The 20407-nt window shown below is 71.4% G+C and carries 14 protein-coding genes; 10 read left to right on the forward strand and 4 right to left on the reverse strand.

Annotated features, from left to right (window positions below):
- Nucleotides 1–191 precede the first annotated feature (191 nt).
- Together DN069_RS19955 and DN069_RS19960 are read right to left on the reverse strand one after the other, a co-directional pair.
- The gene (locus DN069_RS19955) at nucleotides 192–1193 is read right to left on the reverse strand and encodes an ArsR/SmtB family transcription factor (RefSeq protein ID WP_111502671.1); all 1002 of its coding nucleotides are present in this window, start codon (nucleotides 1191–1193) and stop codon (nucleotides 192–194) included.
- Nucleotides 1194–1293: 100 nt separating this feature from the next.
- Nucleotides 1294–2472 (reverse strand): methyltransferase, encoded by a 1179-nt coding sequence (locus DN069_RS19960; RefSeq protein WP_111502673.1) that lies wholly within the window; start codon nucleotides 2470–2472, stop codon nucleotides 1294–1296.
- Between the two features lie 106 nt (nucleotides 2473–2578).
- On the opposite strand from DN069_RS19960, the gene DN069_RS19965 reads away from it, so the two are divergent.
- The 6 genes from DN069_RS19965 to DN069_RS39445 all read left to right on the forward strand — a co-directional run bounded on the left by DN069_RS19965 (nucleotide 2579) and on the right by DN069_RS39445 (nucleotide 8663).
- Complete coding sequence (locus DN069_RS19965) at nucleotides 2579–3532, forward strand: phosphatase PAP2 family protein (RefSeq protein ID WP_111502675.1); 954 nt, start codon at nucleotides 2579–2581, stop codon at nucleotides 3530–3532.
- Nucleotides 3533–3652: 120 nt separating this feature from the next.
- A complete protein-coding gene (locus DN069_RS19970) occupies nucleotides 3653–5242 on the forward strand; it encodes an MFS transporter (protein ID WP_111502677.1) in 1590 nt (529 codons plus the stop codon).
- A gap of 4 nt (nucleotides 5243–5246) precedes the next feature.
- Nucleotides 5247–6107, forward strand: a complete 861-nt coding sequence (locus tag DN069_RS19975) for an MBL fold metallo-hydrolase (protein WP_111502679.1) — start codon at nucleotides 5247–5249, stop codon at nucleotides 6105–6107.
- A gap of 137 nt (nucleotides 6108–6244) precedes the next feature.
- Nucleotides 6245–7789 (forward strand): MDR family MFS transporter, encoded by a 1545-nt coding sequence (locus DN069_RS19980; protein ID WP_111502681.1) that lies wholly within the window; start codon nucleotides 6245–6247, stop codon nucleotides 7787–7789.
- 47 nt (nucleotides 7790–7836) lie between these two features.
- Nucleotides 7837–8265 carry a MarR family winged helix-turn-helix transcriptional regulator gene (locus DN069_RS19985; RefSeq protein ID WP_207892204.1) on the forward strand — a complete coding sequence of 143 codons (429 nt, stop codon included), beginning with the start codon at nucleotides 7837–7839 and terminating at the stop codon, nucleotides 8263–8265.
- Between the two features lie 32 nt (nucleotides 8266–8297).
- Nucleotides 8298–8663: a VOC family protein gene (locus DN069_RS39445; protein WP_133259979.1), complete on the forward strand. Its 366-nt coding sequence runs from the start codon at nucleotides 8298–8300 to the stop codon at nucleotides 8661–8663.
- Nucleotides 8664–8674: 11 nt separating this feature from the next.
- Here the strand turns inward: DN069_RS39445 and DN069_RS19995 are convergent, their stop codons facing one another.
- Complete coding sequence (locus DN069_RS19995) at nucleotides 8675–9685, reverse strand: NADPH:quinone reductase (RefSeq protein WP_111502685.1); 1011 nt, start codon at nucleotides 9683–9685, stop codon at nucleotides 8675–8677.
- Nucleotides 9686–9889: 204 nt separating this feature from the next.
- Here DN069_RS19995 and DN069_RS20000 point away from each other — a divergent pair, with 204 nt between their 5' ends.
- Both DN069_RS20000 and DN069_RS20005 read left to right on the forward strand, forming a co-directional pair.
- The gene (locus DN069_RS20000) at nucleotides 9890–10471 is read left to right on the forward strand and encodes a hypothetical protein (protein ID WP_111502687.1); all 582 of its coding nucleotides are present in this window, start codon (nucleotides 9890–9892) and stop codon (nucleotides 10469–10471) included.
- 24 nt (nucleotides 10472–10495) lie between these two features.
- Nucleotides 10496–11119 carry a class F sortase gene (locus tag DN069_RS20005; RefSeq protein WP_111502689.1) on the forward strand — a complete coding sequence of 208 codons (624 nt, stop codon included), beginning with the start codon at nucleotides 10496–10498 and terminating at the stop codon, nucleotides 11117–11119.
- A 50-nt stretch (nucleotides 11120–11169) separates the two neighbouring features.
- Here the strand turns inward: DN069_RS20005 and pulA are convergent, their stop codons facing one another.
- Nucleotides 11170–16653 (reverse strand): pullulanase-type alpha-1,6-glucosidase, encoded by a 5484-nt coding sequence (pulA, locus tag DN069_RS20010; protein ID WP_243639477.1) that lies wholly within the window; start codon nucleotides 16651–16653, stop codon nucleotides 11170–11172.
- 200 nt (nucleotides 16654–16853) lie between these two features.
- Between pulA and DN069_RS20015 the strand changes: the two genes are divergently transcribed.
- Entirely contained in the window at nucleotides 16854–19334 is a 2481-nt protein-coding gene (locus tag DN069_RS20015) for a carbohydrate-binding module family 20 domain-containing protein (protein ID WP_111502693.1), read from the forward strand.
- A gap of 148 nt (nucleotides 19335–19482) precedes the next feature.
- Nucleotides 19483–20337: a phosphatase PAP2 family protein gene (locus DN069_RS20020; RefSeq protein ID WP_424556304.1), complete on the forward strand. Its 855-nt coding sequence runs from the start codon at nucleotides 19483–19485 to the stop codon at nucleotides 20335–20337.
- Nucleotides 20338–20407: the final 70 nt, after the last annotated feature.

Consider the following 20407-nt stretch of genomic DNA (forward strand, 5'->3'; position numbering starts at 1 on the left):
CCGGTTATGCAACAAGGTGCAAAACCGCGCCCGCGAGACGTGCGTCACGCCGCGGAGGAGGCGGGCGGAGGCGAGGTCCGTTCCCCGGTGCCGGACCGCGCCTCCGCCCGCAGGACACAAGGTCTGGGGTGGTGGACGCGGCAGCAGCGTCGCACCGTGGCGGAACGCACGCCAGCCTTTAGGGGCTGGGCCTAAAAGCCGCCGCGTCCGGCGGGGTTGGCGCCGACGAGCGCGTCACCGAGATCGGTGAGCAGGTGCCGCACCCGCTGCCCCTCGCGCACGCTGACGATCAGGTCGGCGTTGCGCAGCGCCGTGGCGTGCTGGGACGCGGTCGGCGCGGTCACCCCGAGGCGCGTCGCCAGCTCCCCCGTGGTGCAGCCGCCCCCGATCGCGCGCAGCGCGCGGGCGCGGCCCGCGCCGATGAGCGCGCCCAGCCCGTCCCCCGCCTGCCGCGGCACGACCTGCGGCGCACGGGCCGGGTAGCAGAGCGTCGGCTGTCGCAGCGGGTCCAGCACCGGCAGCGCCTGGTCCAGCCCGAAGAGGCTCGGCATCAGCACCAGCCCGCGTCCACCCAGCTCGAACCGCGCGCCCGCGGGGAACCCGGCCAGCCGCACCTCCAGCGCCCGCTCCGCGCCCAGCCAGCGCATCCCGTCGTAGAGCGAGCCGGCGGCGGCCCCGAGCCCCAGCCGATCCGCGCGCTCCCGCAGGGTCGCGGCGTCGCGCCGCAGCAGGCTCCGCATGGTGTCCCAGCTGTCCCCCATCGTCGCGGCGAAGAGTGCGCGCAACGCGCTCGCCAACCGCTGCACCTCGCGCCGCCCGCCGTCCTGCAGCCGCAGCAGGTCGCCCGGCGGCGCGGCCAGTCCGGCGCGGTCCAGGTACAACCCGACCTCCACGCCGATGCGTTCGGCCGCGGTCGCCTCCAGCGCGTCCAGCTCCTCGTCCAGCCGGTCCCCCGCGCCGAGCGGCACCAGTGGGAGCGGCACGAAACGCGGGTGCGCGTTGATCATCTCGACCAGCGGCAGGGCACGCGCGGGAATGTTCCGCCGCGCCGACGCCCACCACCGCGCCCGGGCGACACCGCCGTCGGCGCGCGGACCGTCGTGCAGGGCGTCGACGAGATTGCGCAGCGGGGAGACGGACATCCGGAACCGCGTCAGGTCTTCGACCTCACACCCGAGCAGCAACGCGCTCACCGCGCCCCCTCCCCTGGCCCCCGCAGACCCGAGGATATCCCGCACATGACACCACGTCAGCAGCCCCTTCTGGGGCGCGGGGAACTGCGCCCCAGAAGCGTCAGCGCTTCAGCGCGCGGAGGATGACGAACTTCGGGCTGCCTGCAACCGTGCGGCAGTTGCCGAAGAGGCGCTGGAGGCGGACGTGGTAGCCGAGGTGGCGGTTGCCGACGACCCAGAGTTCGCCGCCGGGGCGGAGCGCGCGCTTCGCGTCGGCGAACATCCGGTGGGCGGTGGCGTCCGTGGAGGCCTGGTAGCTGTGGAACGGCGGGTTGTTGAGGATCAGGTCCGCCGAGCCCGGCGGCAGGCCGCCCGCGCCGTCGGCCACGACGAACCGCGCCTTGGTCGCCGGGTCGGCGTTCGCGCGGAAGGTCTCCTCCGCGGAGGCGACCGCGCCGAAGGACTCGTCCAGGAAGGTGACCTCCGCGCCCGGCGCGGCCAGGGCCGCCGCGAGGCCTAGGACGCCGTTGCCGCAGCCTAGGTCGACGACGTGGTGACCGTCGGCGGCGACCGGCAGGTGTTCCAGGAAGAAGCGCGTGCCGATGTCCAGCCGCTCCGCGGAGAAGACGCCCGCGTGGTTGGTGACGGTGCGTCCGGCCAGCAGGACGCCTGCGCCGGGGACGTCGGACGGGAAGGGGTACCGCTGCGGCCACGGGTTGGCCGGGCGCGCGGCGAGGACCTCCGGGTCCGGCGCGCAGAAGATCAGCCGGGCCTTGCGCTGCGCCAGCGACGTGCGGGTCGGGCCCAGGATGCGCTCGAACAGTTGCAGCGTCGAGGTGTGGATCTCCTTCACCATGCCGGTGCCGACGACGACCGTGCCGGGATGGACGGCCGGCGCCAGCCGCAGCAGCTGGTCCTCCAGCAGGGCCAGGCTCTTCGGCACCCGGACCAGCAGCACGTCCACGCGCGCCGGTGGGTCGTCGCGGGTGGAGCGCAGCCGCACCGCGTCCGCCGGGCGGCCGTTGCGGGCGAGGTTCTCCGCCGTGGCGCGCTGGGCGAGGTACGAGTCGGTGATCTGGACCGGCGCGTGGTCGGCGAGGGCCGTGGCCAGCCCACCCCAACGGTCGCCGAGGATCACCAGGTCCCCGCCCCGGTGCGCGTCGAGCGGGCCTTCAGCCTCAGCCAAGTGACCGAGGAGATATTCGTCCGATGCGTCCCATGCGCGAAGGCTGTCCCTGGGATCGACCGGGAAGCGAACAAGATCGAGTCCGGCGCCGCCGGGCAGGGCGAAGTGATTCATGGTGCAGTCAGTCTGCCCGATCTGGGGGCCGGGTTGCGCGAAGAGCTAACGTACGGCGTACGGTATGCAGTGTCCATGAGATGAACAGGCGGGGGGAGCTCGGCATATGGCAGGCACCGTGGCACCAGTCGAGCACCGGCCCTCGCCCGAACCCCCGGGGAGGACACCGCCGGACCGCCCCGGGCTGCTCTCGCGGATCCGCCACTGGAAGCCGCGGCAGTGGGGTCTCGAACTGGTACTGCTCGTGTACGCAGCTTACGACGGCAGCCGCCTGCTTGTGCACGGAAAAGAATCAGTCGCCCGCGAACACGGCGAAATGCTGCTGCGCGCGGAACGGCACCTGCACGCCGAGCCCGAGCACTGGCTGAACCGCCTCTTCTCCGCGCACTCCTGGCTCGGGATCCCGGCCGACTTCATCTACGCGAGCCTGCACTACGCGGTCACGCCGCTCGTGCTGATCTGGATGTTCCGCAGCCGCCGGGCCCACTACGCCTTCGCCCGCACCTGGCTGGTGCTGGCGACCGCCCTCGGACTGGTCGGCTTCGTGCTCTTCCCGACCGCGCCGCCGCGGCTGCTGAGCGACCCCGACGCGTTCCTCGACGTGATGGCGCAGCACGCCGACGTCGGCTGGTGGGGCGGCAGCGGCAGCGCGCCCGAGGGTCTGGGGGCGATGACCAACGACTTCGCCGCCATGCCGAGCCTGCACTTCGGCTGGGCACTCTGGTGCGGTCTGCTGATCCACCGTCACGCGCGGCGCCGCTGGGTCCGGATCCTCGGCCTGCTCTACCCGGCGCTGATCCTGGTCGTGGTGATGGGCACCGCCAACCACTACCTGCTCGACTGCCTGGCCGGCGGCACGGTGGTGCTCCTCGGCCGCCTGCTCACCGGGCCGCTGCAGCGTCTCGGCGGGCGGCTTGGCCGCCTGCTCCGGCGGGAGGGACCCACCCCGGTTCCCGACTACGCCCTCGCCGCGACCTCCGAGCGGGTCGCGACCGCGGTGGCGACGGACACGGGGGAGGACGCGCCGCGGGTCGCCGCCCAACGCGCCCCCGTGGACTGACGGCCCCGCACCGGGCGGTCGGTCTCGGCCGTCCGGTCCGTAAAACCCCTGGCAGCACCCCGCCGGCCCCGTGAGAGGGTGGTTCCGGCGGGGAGCCGGAGCAGGGAGGGGTGGTCGGCCATGTCCACGGGCAGCGGGACCGGGAGCAGCTGCGAGGGAGGGGAGACCGCGGCGCCACCCGACGCCGCACCGGCGGCCACCGCCGCCCCCGCCACGACCGCGACGCGCCGCCGTCTCGTCGTCGCCGCGCTGATGCTGTCGATGGCGCTGGTGGCGCTCGACTCCGCCTGCGTGTCGACGGCCGTGCCCCAGATCGTCGGCGAGCTGGGCGGCTTCAGCTTCTTCTCCTGGCTCTTCTCCGGCTACCTGCTCGCGGTGACCGTCACCCTGCCCATCTACGGCAAGCTGGCCGACTCGCGCGGGCGCAAGCCGGTGCTGCTGATCGGCTCCGCCGTGTTCCTGCTCGGCTCGCTGCTCTGCGCCGGGGCGTGGTCCATGGGCGCGCTGATCGCGTTCCGGGTGGTGCAGGGCCTGGGCGGGGGTGCGATCCAGGGGACGGTGCAGACCCTGGCCGCCGACCTCTACCCGCTGGAGCGGCGGCCGAAGATCCAGGCGGCGCTCTCCACGGTGTGGGCGTCCTCGGCCGTGCTCGGCCCCGCCCTCGGTGGGCTGCTCGCGGGCTACGCGAGCTGGCGCTGGATCTTCCTGATCAACCTGCCCGTCGGCGTGGTCGCGCTGGTGCTGCTCAAGCGGCATCTGCGCGAGGCGCAGGTCGAGGAGCGCGGCCGGACGCGGATCGACTGGGCGGGCGCGGTCGGCCTCTTCGTCACCACCGGCCTGCTGCTCTTCGCGCTGGTCCAGGGCGGGGTGGCCTGGCCGTGGCTCTCCGCGCCGAGCGTCGCGCTGTTCGCGGGCTCGCTCGTCGCGGGCGTGGTCACCTTCCTGCTGGAGCGCCGCGCCGAGGAGCCGATCATGCCCGGCTGGGTTTGGCGGCGGCGGGTCATCGCCGGGGTCAACCTCACCCTGGGCTGCCTGGGCGTGCTGATGATCGCCCCGATGGTGTTCCTGCCGACGTACGCGCAGTCGGTGCTCGGCCTCTCCCCCGTCATGGCCGGCTTCGTGCTCTCGGTCTGGACGTTGAGCTGGCCGACCTCGGCCGCGCTGTCCAACCGGATCTACCGCCGCATCGGCTTCCGCGACACCGCGCTGATCGGTTCCTGCATCGGGACGCTGCTGCTGGCCGCCTTCCCGTTCCTCCCCTACCGGGGCCCGGCCTGGGAGCCTGCACTGCTGATGCTGCTGCTCGGCGCGGGCCTCGGGCTGTTCCAGCTGCCGCTGATCATCGGCGTGCAGAGCAGCGTCCCGTGGCACGAACGCGGCACGGCGACGGCCTCGGTGCTGTTCTGTCGCCAGGTCGGCCAGAGCGTCGGCGGGGTGCTCTTCGCCGTCATCGCCAACGCGACGCTGACGAGCCGGCTCCACTCCGCACCGCCCGCGCTGCGCGGAGAGCTGCCGCAGGGCCTCGACAAGACCGCGTCCGCGCTGCTGCACGGCGGCGGCCTGAACGGTGCGGCCACGGACTACCTGCGCCACGCCCTCGCGAGCGCCGTCGGCCATGTCTACCTGGGCGCGGCGGCGGCCGCCGCCCTCGCCGTGATCTTCCTCGCTACAGTGACGCCGAAGCGCTTTCCGATCGTCGAGGGGGACTGACGGGATGACAGGCACGGGCAAGGGCTGGGTCGAGGTCGGCGACCGCGTCTTCCAGCGCCGCTACCAGCCGGTCGACGTGACCGTGACGGTCGTCGCGGGCCGCGAGGGCCTGATGGTCGTCGACACCCGCTGCAGCCTCGCGGAGGCCCGCGAGCTGCGTGAGCACCTGCGGGAGATCTCCTCGGCCCCGGTGCGCTGGGTGGTCAACACCCACATCCACTGGGACCACGTCTGGGGCAACGCGGAGTTCGCCGCGCCCCGGCAGGTGCCGCCGGCCGAGTTCTGGGGCAGCGCGGAGATGGTCGCCGAGACGCGCCGCGCCAAGGACGACCCGGAGGCGGCGGCGTTCAAGCAGCGCCTCGCCGCCCGGAACGAGGTGTGGGCGGCCAAGATGGCCGAGCTGGAGGAGTACGTCCCGGAGAACGCCGTCCGGGGCGCGCACGACCTGGACCTCGGCGACGGGCGCGTGGTCCGGATGCGCCGGATCGGTCGCGGCCACACCGACGGCGACCTCGTCCTGCACGTCCCGGACGCGGACGTCCTGCTGATGGGCGACCTGCTGGAGCAGAGCGGCGATCCGGCCTTCGGCCCGGACTCCTTCCCGCTCGAGTGGGCCCCCACCCTGGACGCGGCGCTCGCCCTGGCCGGTCCCGACACGCGCTTCGTCCCCGGCCACGGCGACGCCTCGGACGCCTCCTTCGTCCGCGCCCAGCGGGACGCCATCGCCGCCCTGGCCGACCGGTGCCGCTCCCTGCACGCCGCCGGGGTCCCCGTCGACGAGGCCCTCAAGTCCGGTGACTGGCCCTACGACCCGGCCCAGCTCGAACACGCCGTCAAGCGCGCCTACCTGCAGCTCGGCCAGTAGGCCGGCCCTCCTTCCCGACAACTGGTTGCATTGAGCAAGCAACAGGCATATAGTTGCCTCAGGCAATCAAAGGAAAGGAGCAGGACACCGTGGGCAAGCACGCGGCAACCCGCCACCCCGTGGCAACGGGCGAGCCAATGAGTCACCGGCAGATCATGGAGGCGCTCACCGGCCTGCTCCTGGGCCTGTTCGTCGCGATCCTGTCGTCGACGATCGTCTCCAACGCACTGCCGACCATCATCTCCGACCTGCACGCCAGTCAGACCGCCTACACCTGGGTGATCACCGCGACGCTGCTCGCGATGACGGTCTCCACCCCGATCTGGGGCAAGCTCGCCGACCTGATGAGCAAGAAGCTGCTCATCCAGATCGGCCTGGTCATCTACGTCGTCGGCTCGGCCGTCGCCGGGCTCTCCCAGAACGCCGGCATGCTGATCGCCGCCCGAGCGGTGCAGGGCGTCGGCGCGGGCGCGCTCACCGCGCTGACCCAGACCATCCTGGCGATCATGGTCCCGCCGCGCGAGCGCGGCCGGTACTCCGGCTACATGGGCGGCGTCTTCGCCCTCGGCACCATCGGCGGCCCGTTGATCGGCGGCGCGATCGTGGACACCTCCTGGCTCGGCTGGCGCTGGTGCTTCTACGTCGGCGTGCCGTTCGCCGTCGCCGCGCTGGTCGTGCTGCAGAAGACGCTGCACCTGCCGGTGGTCAAGCGCCGGGTCAAGGTCGACTGGCTGGGCGCCGCACTGGTCACCGCCGCGGTCTCGCTCCTGCTGGTCTGGGTCTCCTTCGCCGGCGACAAGTACCACTGGCTCTCCTGGCAGACCGGCGTCATGGTCGGCGGCTCCGTGCTCCTGAGCGCGGTGTTCCTCTTCGCGGAGACGCGGGCGAGCGAGCCGATCATCCCGCTGCACCTGTTCCGCACGCGCACCGTCTCGCTGGCCGTCACCGGCTCACTGCTGATCGGCGTCGCGATGTACTCCGGCACCACCTTCCTCAGCCAGTTCTTCCAGCTGGCCCGCGACAACTCGCCCACGAAGGCGGGCATCATGACGCTGCCGATGATCCTCGGCCTGGCCCTCGTCTCGATGCTCTCCGGCCGGATCATCACCCGGACCGGCCGCTGGAAGGCGATCCTGGTCCTGGGCGGCGTACTGACCGTCACCGGTGTGGCGCTGCTGGGCACCGCCCGCGCGCACACCGACTACTGGCTGCTGGCGCTGTACATGTTCCTGGTCGGCTCCGGCCTCGGCATGACGATGCAGAACCTCGTCCTGTCCGTGCAGAACCAGGTCCGCCCCGAGGAGATGGGCGCGGCCAGCGCGGTCGTGGCCTTCATGCGGACCCTCGGCGGTGCGGTCGGCGTCTCCGCGCTCGGCTCGGTGATGGCCACCAAGGTCGCCCGCTACACCGGCGACGGCCTGGCCCGGCTCGGCGTCCGCGGCGCCGCGTCCGACGGCGGCGTCCCGAAGCTCTCGGCGCTGCCCGCGCCGGTCCGGGGCGTGGTCGAGGAGTCCTTCGGTCACGGGATCGGCGACGTGTTCCTCTACGCCGCGCCGTTCGCGGCGCTGGCCACCCTGGCGATCCTGTTCATCAAGGAGGTCCCGCTGCGCACCGGGGCCAGCACCCCCGTGGCGTCGAACACGCCCGCGACGGCGGACGATACTGTCAGCGCGGCGAACTGAAGCACGCCGCACCACACTGGAATGACGGGCGAAGGGCGGTCGGCGCGGTGAGCAAGGCGATCGAGGAGATCGAGCAGGAGCTCGGTGTGCTGTTCCGCCGCGGGCGGGCGCTCTCCCACGAGCTCGCCGAGACCGTCCACCCGGGCCTGGAGCCGGGCCACTACGCCTTCCTGGCGCGGCTCGAGGAGGTCGGCGCGGGCCGTCCCAGCGAGCTGGCCGCGTACTTCCACATCGGCAAGGCCACGGCGGGACGCCAGCTGACCTGCCTGGAGAGCCTCGGTCTGGTCACCCGCCGCCCCGACCCCGAGGACGGCCGAGCGCACCTGCTGCAGCTCACCCCGGAGGGCCAGGCCCGGATGCACGCGGCGCGGACCCAGCGCCGGGAGACCTTCCTGACCCGGCTGTCGACCTGGGAGGAGCAGGACCTGTCGTCGCTGGCGCGACTGCTGTCCCGCTTCAACGCGGAATTCAGCTGAGACGGCGGAGCCGCTGGCCCACAATCGCTTACATGACCTCTGTGGTGCGCCATGTGACGATCGACAGCCTCGACCCCTACGCCCTCGCGACCTTCTGGTCCCAGGTGCTGAGCCTGCCCCTGCACGAGGATGATCATCCGGGCGACCCGATGGCCCTCATCGAGGGGGCGGGGCTGCTCTTCGTCACGGTGCCGGAGGTGAAGTCCGGCAAGAACCGGCTCCACTTCGACCTCCAGCCCCAGGACCGCCTCCGGGACGAGGAGGTCACCCGCCTCCTCGCCCTCGGCGCGACCCTCGTCTCCGACCTCCGCAACCCCGACGGCACCGGCTGGGCCGTCCTCGCCGACCCGGAGGGCAACGAGTTCTGCGTCGAACGCAGCGCGGCGGAGCGCGCGTAGGGCGCGGGGAACTACAGCTCGATCAGGACCTTGCCGACCGCGCCGCCCTCGACGGCGTCGTGGGCCTCGGCCGTCCGCGTCAGCGGGTAGCGGTGCCAGGGGAGGCCCGCGTCGGCGCCGCTGCGGAGCGCGCCGTCCGCCACCGCGGCGGTGATCGCCGCGACCGCGGCCAGCTTGGCCGCGTCGGGGATGGTGTAGACGAGGACGCCCAGCCACCGCAGGTTGCGGGCCATGGAGTCCCGGACCGGGACGGTCAGTTCAGGGCCGCTGCCGTCCGCGTAGAAGGCGACCGTGCCGCCGGTGGCCAGGACCGCGAGGTCCAGGGCGACATTGGCCGTGGGGGCGACCTCGACCACGAGGTCGACGCCCTGCGGGGCGAGCTCGCGGATAACCGACGCGGCGTCCTGTGCGCGGTAGTCGACGACGTGGTGCGCGCCCGCGGCCTGGGCGAGCTTGGCCTTCTCCGCGCTGCTGACGGTGGTGAGCACCGTCGCGCCGGCCCAGCGCCCGAGCTGGATCGCGGCGTTGCCGACCGCGCCCGCGCCGCCGGCGACCAGGACGGTGCGGCCGGCCAGCGCGCCCGGGGCGAGGCGCCCGGGGCTGTCCTCGGCGAGGGTGAGGGCGCGGTGCGCGGTCATCGCGGGGATGCCGAGGCTCGCGCCGAGCTCCAGCGAGGCGTGCTCGGGCAGCGGGACGGCCTGACGGGCCGGCAGCACGACGTACTCCTGTGCCGTACCGTCCGCGCGCTGCCACGCGGCCTCCCAGATCCACACCCGCTCGCCGACGCGCGCGGCGTCCACGCCCGCGCCGACCGCGTCCACGACGCCGGACCCGTCCTGGTTGGGCACCTGCCGCACGCCGGTGGCCGGCTGGGCGTTGGCGCGGGACTTCCAGTCCGTCGGGTTGACGCCCGAGAACGCCACCCGAACCCGCACCTCGCCCGGCCCGGGCTCGGGCACCGGACGCTCGGTCAGGGAGAGGACCTCGGAACCACCGCTGCGCTCGTACACGATTGCCTTCATGCCGGGACGAACCCGCAGGCCGCAGCGGTTGTTCCCGGGTGACGGCGCCCCGCTACTGCTTTCGAATTAATTGTATGACCGGAACGCTACAAGTCGCACACGGACGGTGAGACTCCCAGCCGAGACAGTCGCGGTGTGTCCCCCGTACCCGGGCACGTTGCCCGAGGTCCGCACCCGACGCCCCGGAGGTGCCGGATGCCCCGCATGCCGCACAGGACCCCACGGACGGCCGCCGTCACGCTCGGTGCCGCGCTCGCGCTCGGCTGCGGTCCGCTGCTCGTGCTCGCCCCGCCCGCAGTCGCGGCGGCCCGCCCCGCCGCGCCGGCCGGCGGTGTGAACGGCGCGGACATCTCGGTCAGCCCGGAGGAGGTCACCCCGGGCCGGACCGTCGGGCTGGTGGTCAACTGCAGCGCCTCGTTCTTCGGCACGCCCAACCCGACCATGGTCTCGTCCATGGCCTTCGTGACAGCGGTCCACGTGCACCCCATGCCGGGTCAGCCGGGCTTCTTCTCCGGGGCGGCGACGATCAGTCAGGACGTGAGGCCCGGCACCTACAGCGTCTCGGGCGCCTGCCTGCAGTCCAACACCTCGCTGTCCACCTTCCGCAGCACCGTCGAGGTGCACGGCCGGCACGAGGACGACCACCACCCGCACGGGCCGGTGCACACCGGCGTCGGCGGCAGCATCGACCCGGGCAGCACCACGCAGGTGGCGGTCGGGCTGGGCCTGGCCGGACTCGCGGGCGGCGCGCTCTTCCTCAGTCGCCGCCGCGGCAACGCGGGCTGAGACCGGCGCGGGGAGGAGCGGTGCATGGGCGGTAGCATCCGGCTCGCCGCCAAGGCCGTGCTGGTGCTCGGCCTGGTGATCGCCGGCCGGGGCCTCGGCGGCGGCCCGCCGCAGCCCGACGAGAGCGCCGCCGTGAGCGCCAACGGCGTCTACTGGTACGCGGATCAGGACCGTCCCGCTCCCCCGCTGCCGGCGGCACTGCCGTTGCGCGTGCGCATCCCGTCCATCGGCGTGGACGCGCCGCTCACCGCGCTTGCCCTGGACCGCAGCGGGCACCTCGTCCCGCCGCCGGAGTCCCGCCGGAACCTGGCGGGATGGTACGCGGACGGCACCGTGCCCGGCAGCGCCGGGCCCGCGATCATCGCGGGCCATGTCGACAACGGCCACGGCCCCGCCGTCTTCTACGGCCTCGGCGCGCTGTCGCAGGGCGACACCGTGGACGTGGAGCGCGCCGACCGCCGCACGGCGGTGTTCCTGGTCGACCGGGTGCAGGTCTACCCCAAGGCCGCGTTCCCGGACAACGACGTCTACGGGCCCACCCCCATCGCCGCGCTCCGCCTGATCACCTGCGGCGGCGGCTACCGCGCCGGCCAGGGGTACCTGGGCAACGTGGTGGTCTTCGCCCACCTGGTGAGCCGGCATGCCTGAGGGGCGGCCTCCGGAGTCAGGTTCCGGGGCCGCCCCTGCGGGCTACGCCCTCACTGCTGGACGTAGACCGCCACGGTCCTCGCGGGGATGGTGAAAGTACCCGTGGCGGAGTCGAAGGTGGACGTCTTGACGACCGGGTCGGCGCCGTCGGCCTGGGCCGGGGCCAACCGCTGGGCGGTGCCGACCAGGCCGGTCAGCGTCTGCTGCTGTGCGCTCGGGGTCGCGTTGAAGACGACCGTGACGGACCGGTAGGTGGACAGGCCGCTGCCGTCCAGGTGCAGGGTGATCACGCCGGGCGTCTCGCCCGCCGTGCCGGAGAGCGGGAAGCTCAGCCGCTGCTGGACCGCGGCCGCCGTGCCCAGCGAGAACAGCGGCGTGGAGGCCTTGATCTTCAGGAACTGCTGGTAGAGCGCGGAGGCCTGCTGCTGGGCCGAGCAGTCCGCGACCAGCGACGGCTGGGCCAGCAACGGCTTGGCAAAGGGCCAGAACGCGGAGTTGGAGCCCGCCGCGGGCAGTCCGCGCCCGAAACCGTTGCCGTTGGCGCACTGCCACTGGATCGCGTTGAACCAGTCGCCGCTGTCGTAGGAGTTGGCGTCGAGCGACTTGCTGCGCAGCAGGTCCGAGCCGGCCACGGAGAAGCCGGGACCCTGGGAGAGCTCGGTGGTGGCGAGGGCCAGCGCCTGCATACGGACCCGGTCGGCCATGGACGTCCCGGCCGGGAGCTTGTAGGCGAGCGCGTCGTAGAGGTCCAGGTTGTCGTGGGCGTCGACGTAGGTGATCGCCTCGCCGGGCGCGGCCGTGTAGCCGGTCGGGGAGCCGTTGTAGTCGATCTCCGAGCCGGTGACGGTCTTTCCGGCGCTGTCCGTGAACGAGTAGGCGGCCAGGTCGCCGGTCAGGCCGACCTTGATCTGGTCCATCTGGTTCAGCAGCCGCGCCTTCTGGTCCGCCGCGCTGCCGTTGACCGCGTCCCCGTTCGGGTCGGTGAACAGTCCCGAGGCGAAGCCCTGCAGGTGCGGGTTGGTGTCGAAGGGACCGCCGCCGCGCGCCGCGTCGCGGAGCCGGTCGTTGAAGGTGGCGATACCGGTGCCGGCCATGTTGGCCTGGGTGGCCTGCACGAACCGGGCGTCGTTGGCGACGACGCCGAAGTTCCAGCCCTCGCCGTAGAGGAACTCGTGCCGCCCGGTGGCCGCGAGGCCCGCCTTGACGTCGAGCATGGTGGCCTTCGGGTCCAGTCCCATCAGGTCGAAGCGGAAGCCGTCGACGTGGTACTGGGTGGCCCAGAGCCGCGTGGAGTCGACCACGATCCGGTTCATCAGGGCGTGTTCGGGCGCGGTGTCGGCGCAGCAGGAGTCGGTCGTCACGGCACCGTCGGCGGAGAGCCGCTGGTAGTAGCCGGGGACGATCTGGTCCAGCACGCTGTCGGCGTTCTCGCCGGACGCGGCGGTGTGGTTGTAGACGACGTCCATGACGACGCGCAGGCCGATCCGGTGCAGTGCGGCGACCATCGCGCGGAACTGCTCGATGCGGGCGGTGCCGTTGGGGTCGGTGCTGTACGCGCCCTCGGGGACGTCGTAGTGGCGCGGGTCGTAGCCCCAGTTGTAGGCGTCGCTGGCCGCCTGCTTCGCGACGCAGGCCTGCTGCTGGTCGGAGTCGGCGGCGAAGGATGCCAGGTCGCAGGCGGGGGTGGTCTGTTCGCTCTTCGCGTCCGGCACGGAGGCGAAGTCGAAGGCCGGCAGGATGTGCACGGTGGTCAGCCCCTGCCGGGCGAGCTGGGCCAGGTGCTTCATGGCCGCCGAGTTCAGGTCGGTGAAGGCCAGGTACGTGCCGCGCTCGGCCGCCGGGACGGTGGCGTCGGCGACGGAGAAGTCGCGGACGTGCAGCTCCTGGATCTCCTGCTGTCCGGCGCTGATCGCCTTCGGCGAGCGGTCCTGCCGCCAGCCCTTCGGCGCGAGCGACGGGTCGCTCAGGTCGACGAGCTGGCTGCGCTTGGCGTCGGTGGAGAGCGAGACCGAGTAGGGGTCGGTGACGTGGTTGGTCACGACCTGCTGGACGCTGGGCGCCCAGACGGTGACCCGGTAGAGGTAGAACCTGCCGGTCCAGCTCTTGTCACCGCGCACGGTCCAAACGCCGCTGGCGTCCTGACGCCGCATCGGGACGACGCGCCCGGTCGTGGCCGTCGCGGAGTCGTAGAGCTCCAGGCTGACCTGACGCGCCGTCGGAGCCCAGACGGACAGCGACGGGGTGCCGTCGTGTCCGTAGACGGGCCCGAGCGGGGCTTTCGCCGCCGCCGCGCCGTAGATCGCGTCGAGCGCGCCGGGCAGCTGCACGCCCGTCGCGGCCAGCAGGGCGCCGTTGGCCTCTCGTTCGGTCATGACCAGCTGCGAGCGCAGGGCGAGCGGGATGCGCTTGACGTCGCGCGGGTCGACGGTGAAGGCGGCGTATCCCTTGAGCTCCGGGTGCTTGGCGAGTTGGGCCGGCGTCAGGCCGCCGCTGACGGGCAGCAGGCGCAGCCAGTAGCCGGGGTCGGTGGTGTCTCCGTTCTTGACGGCGATGGCGCCGGTCGGCGAGTAGACCAGCTCCGCCGAGGAGCCGTTCGGGACGCTCGCGCCGAAGCCCCAACTCGCGGGCACCGCCACGGTGGTGCCGTCGACGAACTGCGCCTTGGCCTTGGTCAGGTCGAGGTCGGCGGCGTTGGCGGTGGGTTCGGGCAGCAGGTAGCCGGGGGTGGCGTTCAGGATCCAGACCTCGCGCCCGTTCTGGCCGAAGACCAGGGACTGGTCGTCGGGCAGGTCCTTGGTGTCGCCGTTGTGGAGGATGTAGCTGAGCGAGGTGGCGCCGGCCGCCAGCGGCACGGTGAAGACATCGCCGAAGGCGTCCGTGCCCGAGGGCTGCAGCGGGGAGGTCCAGCCGGTGGGGTTCGCGGCGCCGGTCCACACGTGCATGCCCCAGCCGGCGTAGTTCCCGTCGGCGCGGTGGTAGTGCACGACCACCTGACCGGCCGGCACGGTGTCCGAGGCGCCGGGGTTGCTGGTGTAGGTCGTGGTGTCACCGGAGTTGACCCACACCTCGCCGGTCTGCGAGATGTCGATGGACCGGTCGGCGGGGGTGTCCTTGGTGCCGTTGTTCTCCACGATGAAGCCGACGCTGGTCGCGCCCTGCTTCAACTTGACGTAGGCGAAGGCGCCGAAGGCGTCACGGCCGACGAACGGGTGCCCGGCCGGCCAGGTGGTGCCTTCGCCGTCGGCGATGTCGCCCCAGGCGTACAGGTTCCAGCCGGCGTAGTTCCCGTCGGCGCGGTGGTAGTGGACGACGGCGTAGCCGCGCGAGACCGCGGTCGGCTTGGGCGTCGGCGGGACGGCGGCCACGAGCGTGCTGCCGGTCGCGTCGGCGGTGCGGCCCGCGTTGTCGACGACGACCGCCTTGTAGCGGACGGTCGTCCCGGCCGGGACGCGGCTCAGGTCCTGGGTGACGGCGTAGGGCGCGTGGTCGGCGCCGCCCAGCACCTTCCAGGCACCGGTGCCGACGGAGGCGGCGAAGACGACCCGGTCGAAGCCGCCACCGGAGACGTCCGCCTTGACGGTGACGGTGCCGGAGGAGCCGTCGGCAGGCGCGGTCAGCGCGACGGTGGGCGCGGCCGCGGGCGTACCGAGGCGCGCGTCCGCCTGGTAAACGACCGTCGACTCGGCCGGGACGGTCACGCTGAGCCTGCTGTCCGCGCCGGTGACGGCGTGGGCCTGACCGGCGCCGTAGATCGGCGTGAAGCCCATGTTCGCCGAGTACGTCGGCAGGCTCACGCTCTGGTCGGTGGTCGCGTTGTTGACCGCGACCAGGTACTCGACCTGCTGCTTGGCGTCGATCCGGGAGAAGGCGTACACCCCAGGGCCGTCGGCCGCGTAGCGCTCGACCTGCGCGCCGTTCGCCAGCGCCGGGTTGGCCTTGCGCAGCGCGGCGAGCTGCTCGATCGCCTGGTAGACCGGCCCGTTCGTGCCGTAGCGGTCGGCCGGGCCGCTGGTGCCGCCGAGGACGGTGTCGCTGTTGTACTCGGCGACCTTGGAGGCGAACATGTCCTGCCGAGCCGCCTTGTCGCCGCCGACGCCGGTGAAGCCCTGCTCGTCGCCGTAGTAGACGATCGGCTGACCACGCGTCAGGAAGAGCAGCTGCTGGGCGAGCAGGTCCTTCTTCAGCAGCTCGGTGTCGCTCGCGTTCGGGTTGTCGGTCTTGAGGAAGTACCCGATCCGGCCCATGTCGTGGTTGCCGAGGAAGGTCGGCTGCTCGTAGGCGTCGGTGCTCGCGGAGGCGTACTTGTAGTCGTCCGCGTAGAGCGCCGAGAGTGCCTGGGCGGAGCCGCCCTGGGAGGCGTAGGCGCGGGCCGCGCTCTGGAACGGGAAGCCGAGGGCCGCGTCGAGCTTGCCCTGGGTCACGTAGGAGGAGTTGACGGTCGTGTCGGCGTCGTAGACCTCGCCGAACATGAAGAACTTCTTGTTGCCCTGCTGCTCGGCGTACTGCTGCAGCGCCGGCGCCCACTGCTGCCAGAACGCCATGTTGACGTTCTTGACCGTGTCGATCCGGAAGCCGTCGACGTCGTCCTGCTTGACCCAGTTCTCGTAGATCTTCTCGAACCCCTGGATGACGCGCGGGTCCTGGGTGTCGAGGTCGTCGAGACCGGAGAAGTCGCCCTCGGTGGCGCTCTCGCCCGCGAAGGTGGTGTTGCCGCGGTTGTGATAGAGCGTCACGTCGTTGAGCCAGGCGGGCGTCTTGGCGGTCGCGTCGCCGGGCTGGTCGAAGACGGGCGTGTAGGGGAACGAGTCCTTGGTCAGCCTGGGGTAGTTCGCCGTCCCGTCGGCGGCGTTGGCGTTCGCGATCGCCGTGGTGTCGACGGGGCGGCCGTTCGCGTCAAGCGTCGGATAGGCGCCGGTGGAGCGGTAGTCGTAGGTCTTCTCGGCGTAGTCGATGACGTCGGCGGTGTGGTTGGTGATGACGTCGAAGAAGACCTTCATGCCCATCGCGTGGGCCTTCTGGATCAGCTCCTTGAGCTGCGCGTTGGTTCCGAAGTGCGGGTCGACCTGGGTGAAGTCGGTGATCCAGTAACCGTGGTAGCCGGCCGAGGCGTTGCTGCCGGTGCCCTGCACCGGCTTGTTCTTGAAGATCGGCGCCATCCAGATCGCGGTGGTGCCCAGCTTCTTGATGTAGGACAGCTTCTGGATGATCCCGGCCAGGTCACCGCCGTGGTAGAAGCCCGAGTCGGTGGGGTCGTAGCCGTTCTGCAGCCGCGTGCCGGTGATGCCGCCGGTGTCGTTGGACGGGTCGCCGTTGGCGAAGCGGTCAGGCAGCAGGAAGTAGAACTGCTCCTTGTTCAGCCCGTGCCGGTCCCGCGTCGCGGCAAGGGACGCGTCCGAGGGAGCGGGCGGCAAGGCCGCGGCGAGGGCGGGACCCGCGGCCACGGCCGCCGGGCCGAACCCGACGACGGCTGGGCTGAGCAGCGCTGCCGTGACGAGCAGGACTCTCCATCGTGATCGCTCAGGTCTGATGGCCACGCGTGTCCCTCCCAGGGGCGGCTCGTCGGTGGGGCGAGCCAGAACCTACTGGCGCCCGCAAACGTCCGCAAGATGTTTCAGCAAGATGCTGAAAATGTTTCCACAGATGTCTTGGCGGTCAGTAATTGAAGGGCGCACAGTCTCTCGTCGGCACCATCTCCGCACCATCACCCACCCATCCCTCCCCCACGGAGACGCCGATGCCGCGTCAATCCCGACGTTTGCGCACCCTGTTCGCCTCCAGTGTCCTGCTCGCCGCGGGGACGCTGACGCCGCTCGCACTGACCAGCGGCACCGCCCACGCCAGCGCGCCCGACGGCGGCGACGTGATCGCCAACCTGTTCATGTGGAACTGGCCCTCGGTGGCCGCCGAATGCACGAGCACCCTCGGCCCCAAGGGCTACGGCGCGGTCCAGGTGGCGCCGCCGCAGGACTCGATCCGCCTCTCCGGATCCCACCCCTGGTGGGAGATCTACCAGCCCGTCGGCTACGACCTGGACAGCCGGATGGGCACCGAGGCCCAGTTCCAGGCCATGGTGACGACCTGTCACAACGCCGGGGTCAAGGTCTACGCGGACGTGGTGCTCAACCACATGTCCGGCACCGACCAGACCAGCACCGACTCCTACGGAGGCGACAGCTTCAACGTCTCCTCCCGCAGCTACGCCGAAGTCCCCTACACCTCTGCCGACTTCCACAGCTACCCGGCCAACTGCCCCAACTCCGGTCTGACCATCAACGACTGGAACAGCCAGACCCAGGTGCAGGAGTGCGACCTGGAGAACCTGGCCGACCTCTACACCGAGACCGACGACGTGCGCGGCAAGGAGGCCGGCTACCTCAACAAGCTGATCGGCTACGGCGTCGACGGCTTCCGGGTCGACTCCGCCAAGCACATCAACCAGGCCGACATGGCCAACATCGAGTCCCGCCTGAACAACACGCTGTGGGGCCAGCGCCCCTACGTGCTGCAGGAGGTCTACCCGGGCGGAAGCGGCAACCTCGCGCCCGCCGCGTTCGAGAGCAACGGCAGCGTCATCGGCTTCGACTACGCCGACAACCTGAAGAGCCAGTTCACCGGCAGCATCGCCAACCTCAAGACCTTCGGGCAGTCCTGGGGCCTGGAGCCGAGCGCCGCCGACGGCGCCATGGTGACCAACCACGACACCGAGCGCAACGGCAGCACCCTCAGCTACAAGAACGGCGCCACCTTCACCCTGGCCAACGAGTTCATGCTGGCCTGGGGTTACGGCGTGCAGCCCTCGGTCTACTCCGGCTTCACCTGGAACAGCACCGACGACTCGCCGCCGGCCGACGCGAACGGCTACGTCACCAACACCGACTGCGCGAACGGCTGGTCCTGCACCGACCGGATCCGGGGCGTCGCCAACATGGTCGGCTGGCACAACGCCGCACAGGGCGCGGCGGTGGCCGACTGGTACGACGACGGCTCCAACCTGATCGCCTTCTCGCGCGGCAGCAAGGCCTGGATCGCCATCAACAACGAGTCGGCCACGCAGACCAGGACCTTCCAGACGGGCCTGGCCGCCGGGACCTACTGCGATGTCATCCACGGCGACTACACGGCGGCGACGGGCAGTTGCTCCGGTCCGACGGTCACCGTGGACGCGAGCGGCGACGCGACCGTCTCGGTCGCCGCCAAGGACGCGGTCGCGCTGTACGCGACCACCTCCTCCACCACGTCCCCCTCGCCGACCCCGACGGCGACCTCGACCTCGACGGCCGGCCCCACGGCCAGCCCGACCCCGACAGCCACCTCGACGCAGCCGTCGGGCACCGTGGCCGAGACCTTCACCGTCAACGGCGCGCCGACCAGCGCCCCCGTCTACCTGGTGGGCTCGATCAGCGGCCTGGGCAGCTGGGCCCCCGCCTCCGCGCTGCCGATGACGCAGTCCGGCTCGACCTGGACCACCACGGTGAACCTCCCGACGTCCACCGCCATCCAGTACAAGTACGTCGAGAAGGACTCCTCGGGCAACGTCACCTGGGAGCCCGGCCCCAACCACACCGCGACGACCGGCTCAGGCGCCGGCGCCTCGCTGACGGACGGCTACAACGGCACGGCCGCCACCGTCACGGAGACCTTCGACGCCAACGCCACCACCTGGTACGGCCAGAACGTCTACGTCGTCGGCTCGTTGCCGGCGCTGGGCAGCTGGAACACGGCCGCGGCGGTGCCGCTCTCGTCCGCGTCCTACCCGGTGTGGTCCGCGACGGTCTCCCTGCCCGCCGACACCGCGTTCCAGTACAAGTACGTCAAGAAGGACCCGGACGGCACGGTCGAGTGGGAGACGGGCGCCAACCGCGCCGCCACCACCGGCACCGCCGGTGCCACACTCAGCGACAGCTGGAACACGCCCGCGACCAGTCCTGTCGGCGTCACCTTCGACGAGACGAAATCGACCGTCACCGGCCAGAACGTCTATGTCGTGGGCAGCATCGGTGCGCTCGGGTTCTGGGATCCGACGAAGGCGTTCCCGCTCTCCTCCGCGAATTACCCCGTTTGGGCTACGACGCTCAGCATCGCACCGAACACATACTTCGAGTACAAGTACATCGTCATCGACTCATCCGGGAACATCACCTGGGAGTCGGGCGCCAACCGCAGCCACACCACCGGATCCTCCGGCGCCGTCACCCTTGACGACAGCTGGAAATAACGCAACGTGACCGGCCCGGGAGCCGTCGCCCCACCGGGCGGCGGCTCGCGGTTTTTGCTCCACTAAGACCTGAGGGGTATTTCCTTCGAGGAATCCCAGACCAGAGGGTGATCAGGAGAGCCCAGGCCGCATGGCAGACTACTCACCCATGGGGAAGGCAACAGGAGCACGCACCGGTAACAGGAGGCCCAAGGGTCACCTGCTCTGGTCGGTGCGTGGACACTTCCGTTCGCCGGGTCGTCCCCGCTTGTGGATCGAGCTGTTGCTGATTGCCGTGAGCTACTGGATCTACTCGATGGTCCGCAACGCGGTGCCCGAGATGGAAGTCCAGGCGCAACACAATGCACACGACATCTGGGCGCTCGAACAGACGCTGCACATTGATGTGGAGCGTTCAATCAATCACGCGTTCGACTCCGTCACCTGGCTGATCACCGGCCTGGACTACGACTACGCGACACTCCACTTCATCGTCACAATCGCGGTTCTCGTGTGGTTGTTCCGCGCACATTCGGGCCGCTATGCGGCCGCGCGGCTCTCGCTATTCGTGACGACCGGTTTCGCGTTGGTGGGCTACTACTTCTATCCGCTCGCGCCACCCCGCCTGATGGTGGACGGCGGATTCATCGACACCGTCGAGAAGCACCACACCTGGGGCTCGATGGCCTCCGGCGACATGGCCCACGTCTCGAACCAGTTCGCGGCGATGCCCTCCATGCACATCGGCTGGTCCCTCTGGTGCGGCCTGACGATCTGGTTCCTGGCGAAGCGCACCTGGGTGCGGATCCTGGGCGTCATCTACCCGCTGACGACCCTGATCGTCATCGTGGCCACGGCGAACCACTTCTTCATGGACGCGATCGCCGGCGCCTGCTGCACCTTCATCGGCCTGGGCGCTTCCCGCCTGGTCTACCGCCGCTGGCCCTACAGCTTCCCAAAGGCCGCACCGGCCCCGCTGCCCCTCCCCGAACCCGAACCGCAGCCCGTGGGCGCTGGGCGATAGCCCCGGAGCGCGAGCCGTCAGGAACGCTCCCGCAGGCCGTCGCAGCATCCAGGGGGCTCGTGCCCCCGAT

This window comes from Streptacidiphilus pinicola, from assembly GCF_003258295.1.
GTDB classification, from domain to species: domain Bacteria; phylum Actinomycetota; class Actinomycetes; order Streptomycetales; family Streptomycetaceae; genus Streptacidiphilus; species Streptacidiphilus pinicola.

Coding starts and splice junctions, on each gene's coding strand:
- DN069_RS19960 (WP_111502673.1), bottom strand. CDS start 2,472: ATGAATCACTTCGCCCTGCCCGGCGGCGCCGGACTCGATCTTGTTCGC.
- DN069_RS19965 (WP_111502675.1), top strand. CDS start 2,579: ATGGCAGGCACCGTGGCACCAGTCGAGCACCGGCCCTCGCCCGAACCC.
- DN069_RS19970 (WP_111502677.1), top strand. CDS start 3,653: ATGTCCACGGGCAGCGGGACCGGGAGCAGCTGCGAGGGAGGGGAGACC.
- DN069_RS19975 (WP_111502679.1), top strand. CDS start 5,247: ATGACAGGCACGGGCAAGGGCTGGGTCGAGGTCGGCGACCGCGTCTTC.
- DN069_RS19980 (WP_111502681.1), top strand. CDS start 6,245: ATGAGTCACCGGCAGATCATGGAGGCGCTCACCGGCCTGCTCCTGGGC.
- DN069_RS39445 (WP_133259979.1), top strand. CDS start 8,298: ATGACCTCTGTGGTGCGCCATGTGACGATCGACAGCCTCGACCCCTAC.
- DN069_RS19995 (WP_111502685.1), bottom strand. CDS start 9,685: ATGAAGGCAATCGTGTACGAGCGCAGCGGTGGTTCCGAGGTCCTCTCC.
- DN069_RS20000 (WP_111502687.1), top strand. CDS start 9,890: ATGCCGCACAGGACCCCACGGACGGCCGCCGTCACGCTCGGTGCCGCG.
- DN069_RS20005 (WP_111502689.1), top strand. CDS start 10,496: ATGGGCGGTAGCATCCGGCTCGCCGCCAAGGCCGTGCTGGTGCTCGGC.
- DN069_RS20015 (WP_111502693.1), top strand. CDS start 16,854: ATGCCGCGTCAATCCCGACGTTTGCGCACCCTGTTCGCCTCCAGTGTC.
- DN069_RS20020 (WP_424556304.1), top strand. CDS start 19,483: ATGGGGAAGGCAACAGGAGCACGCACCGGTAACAGGAGGCCCAAGGGT.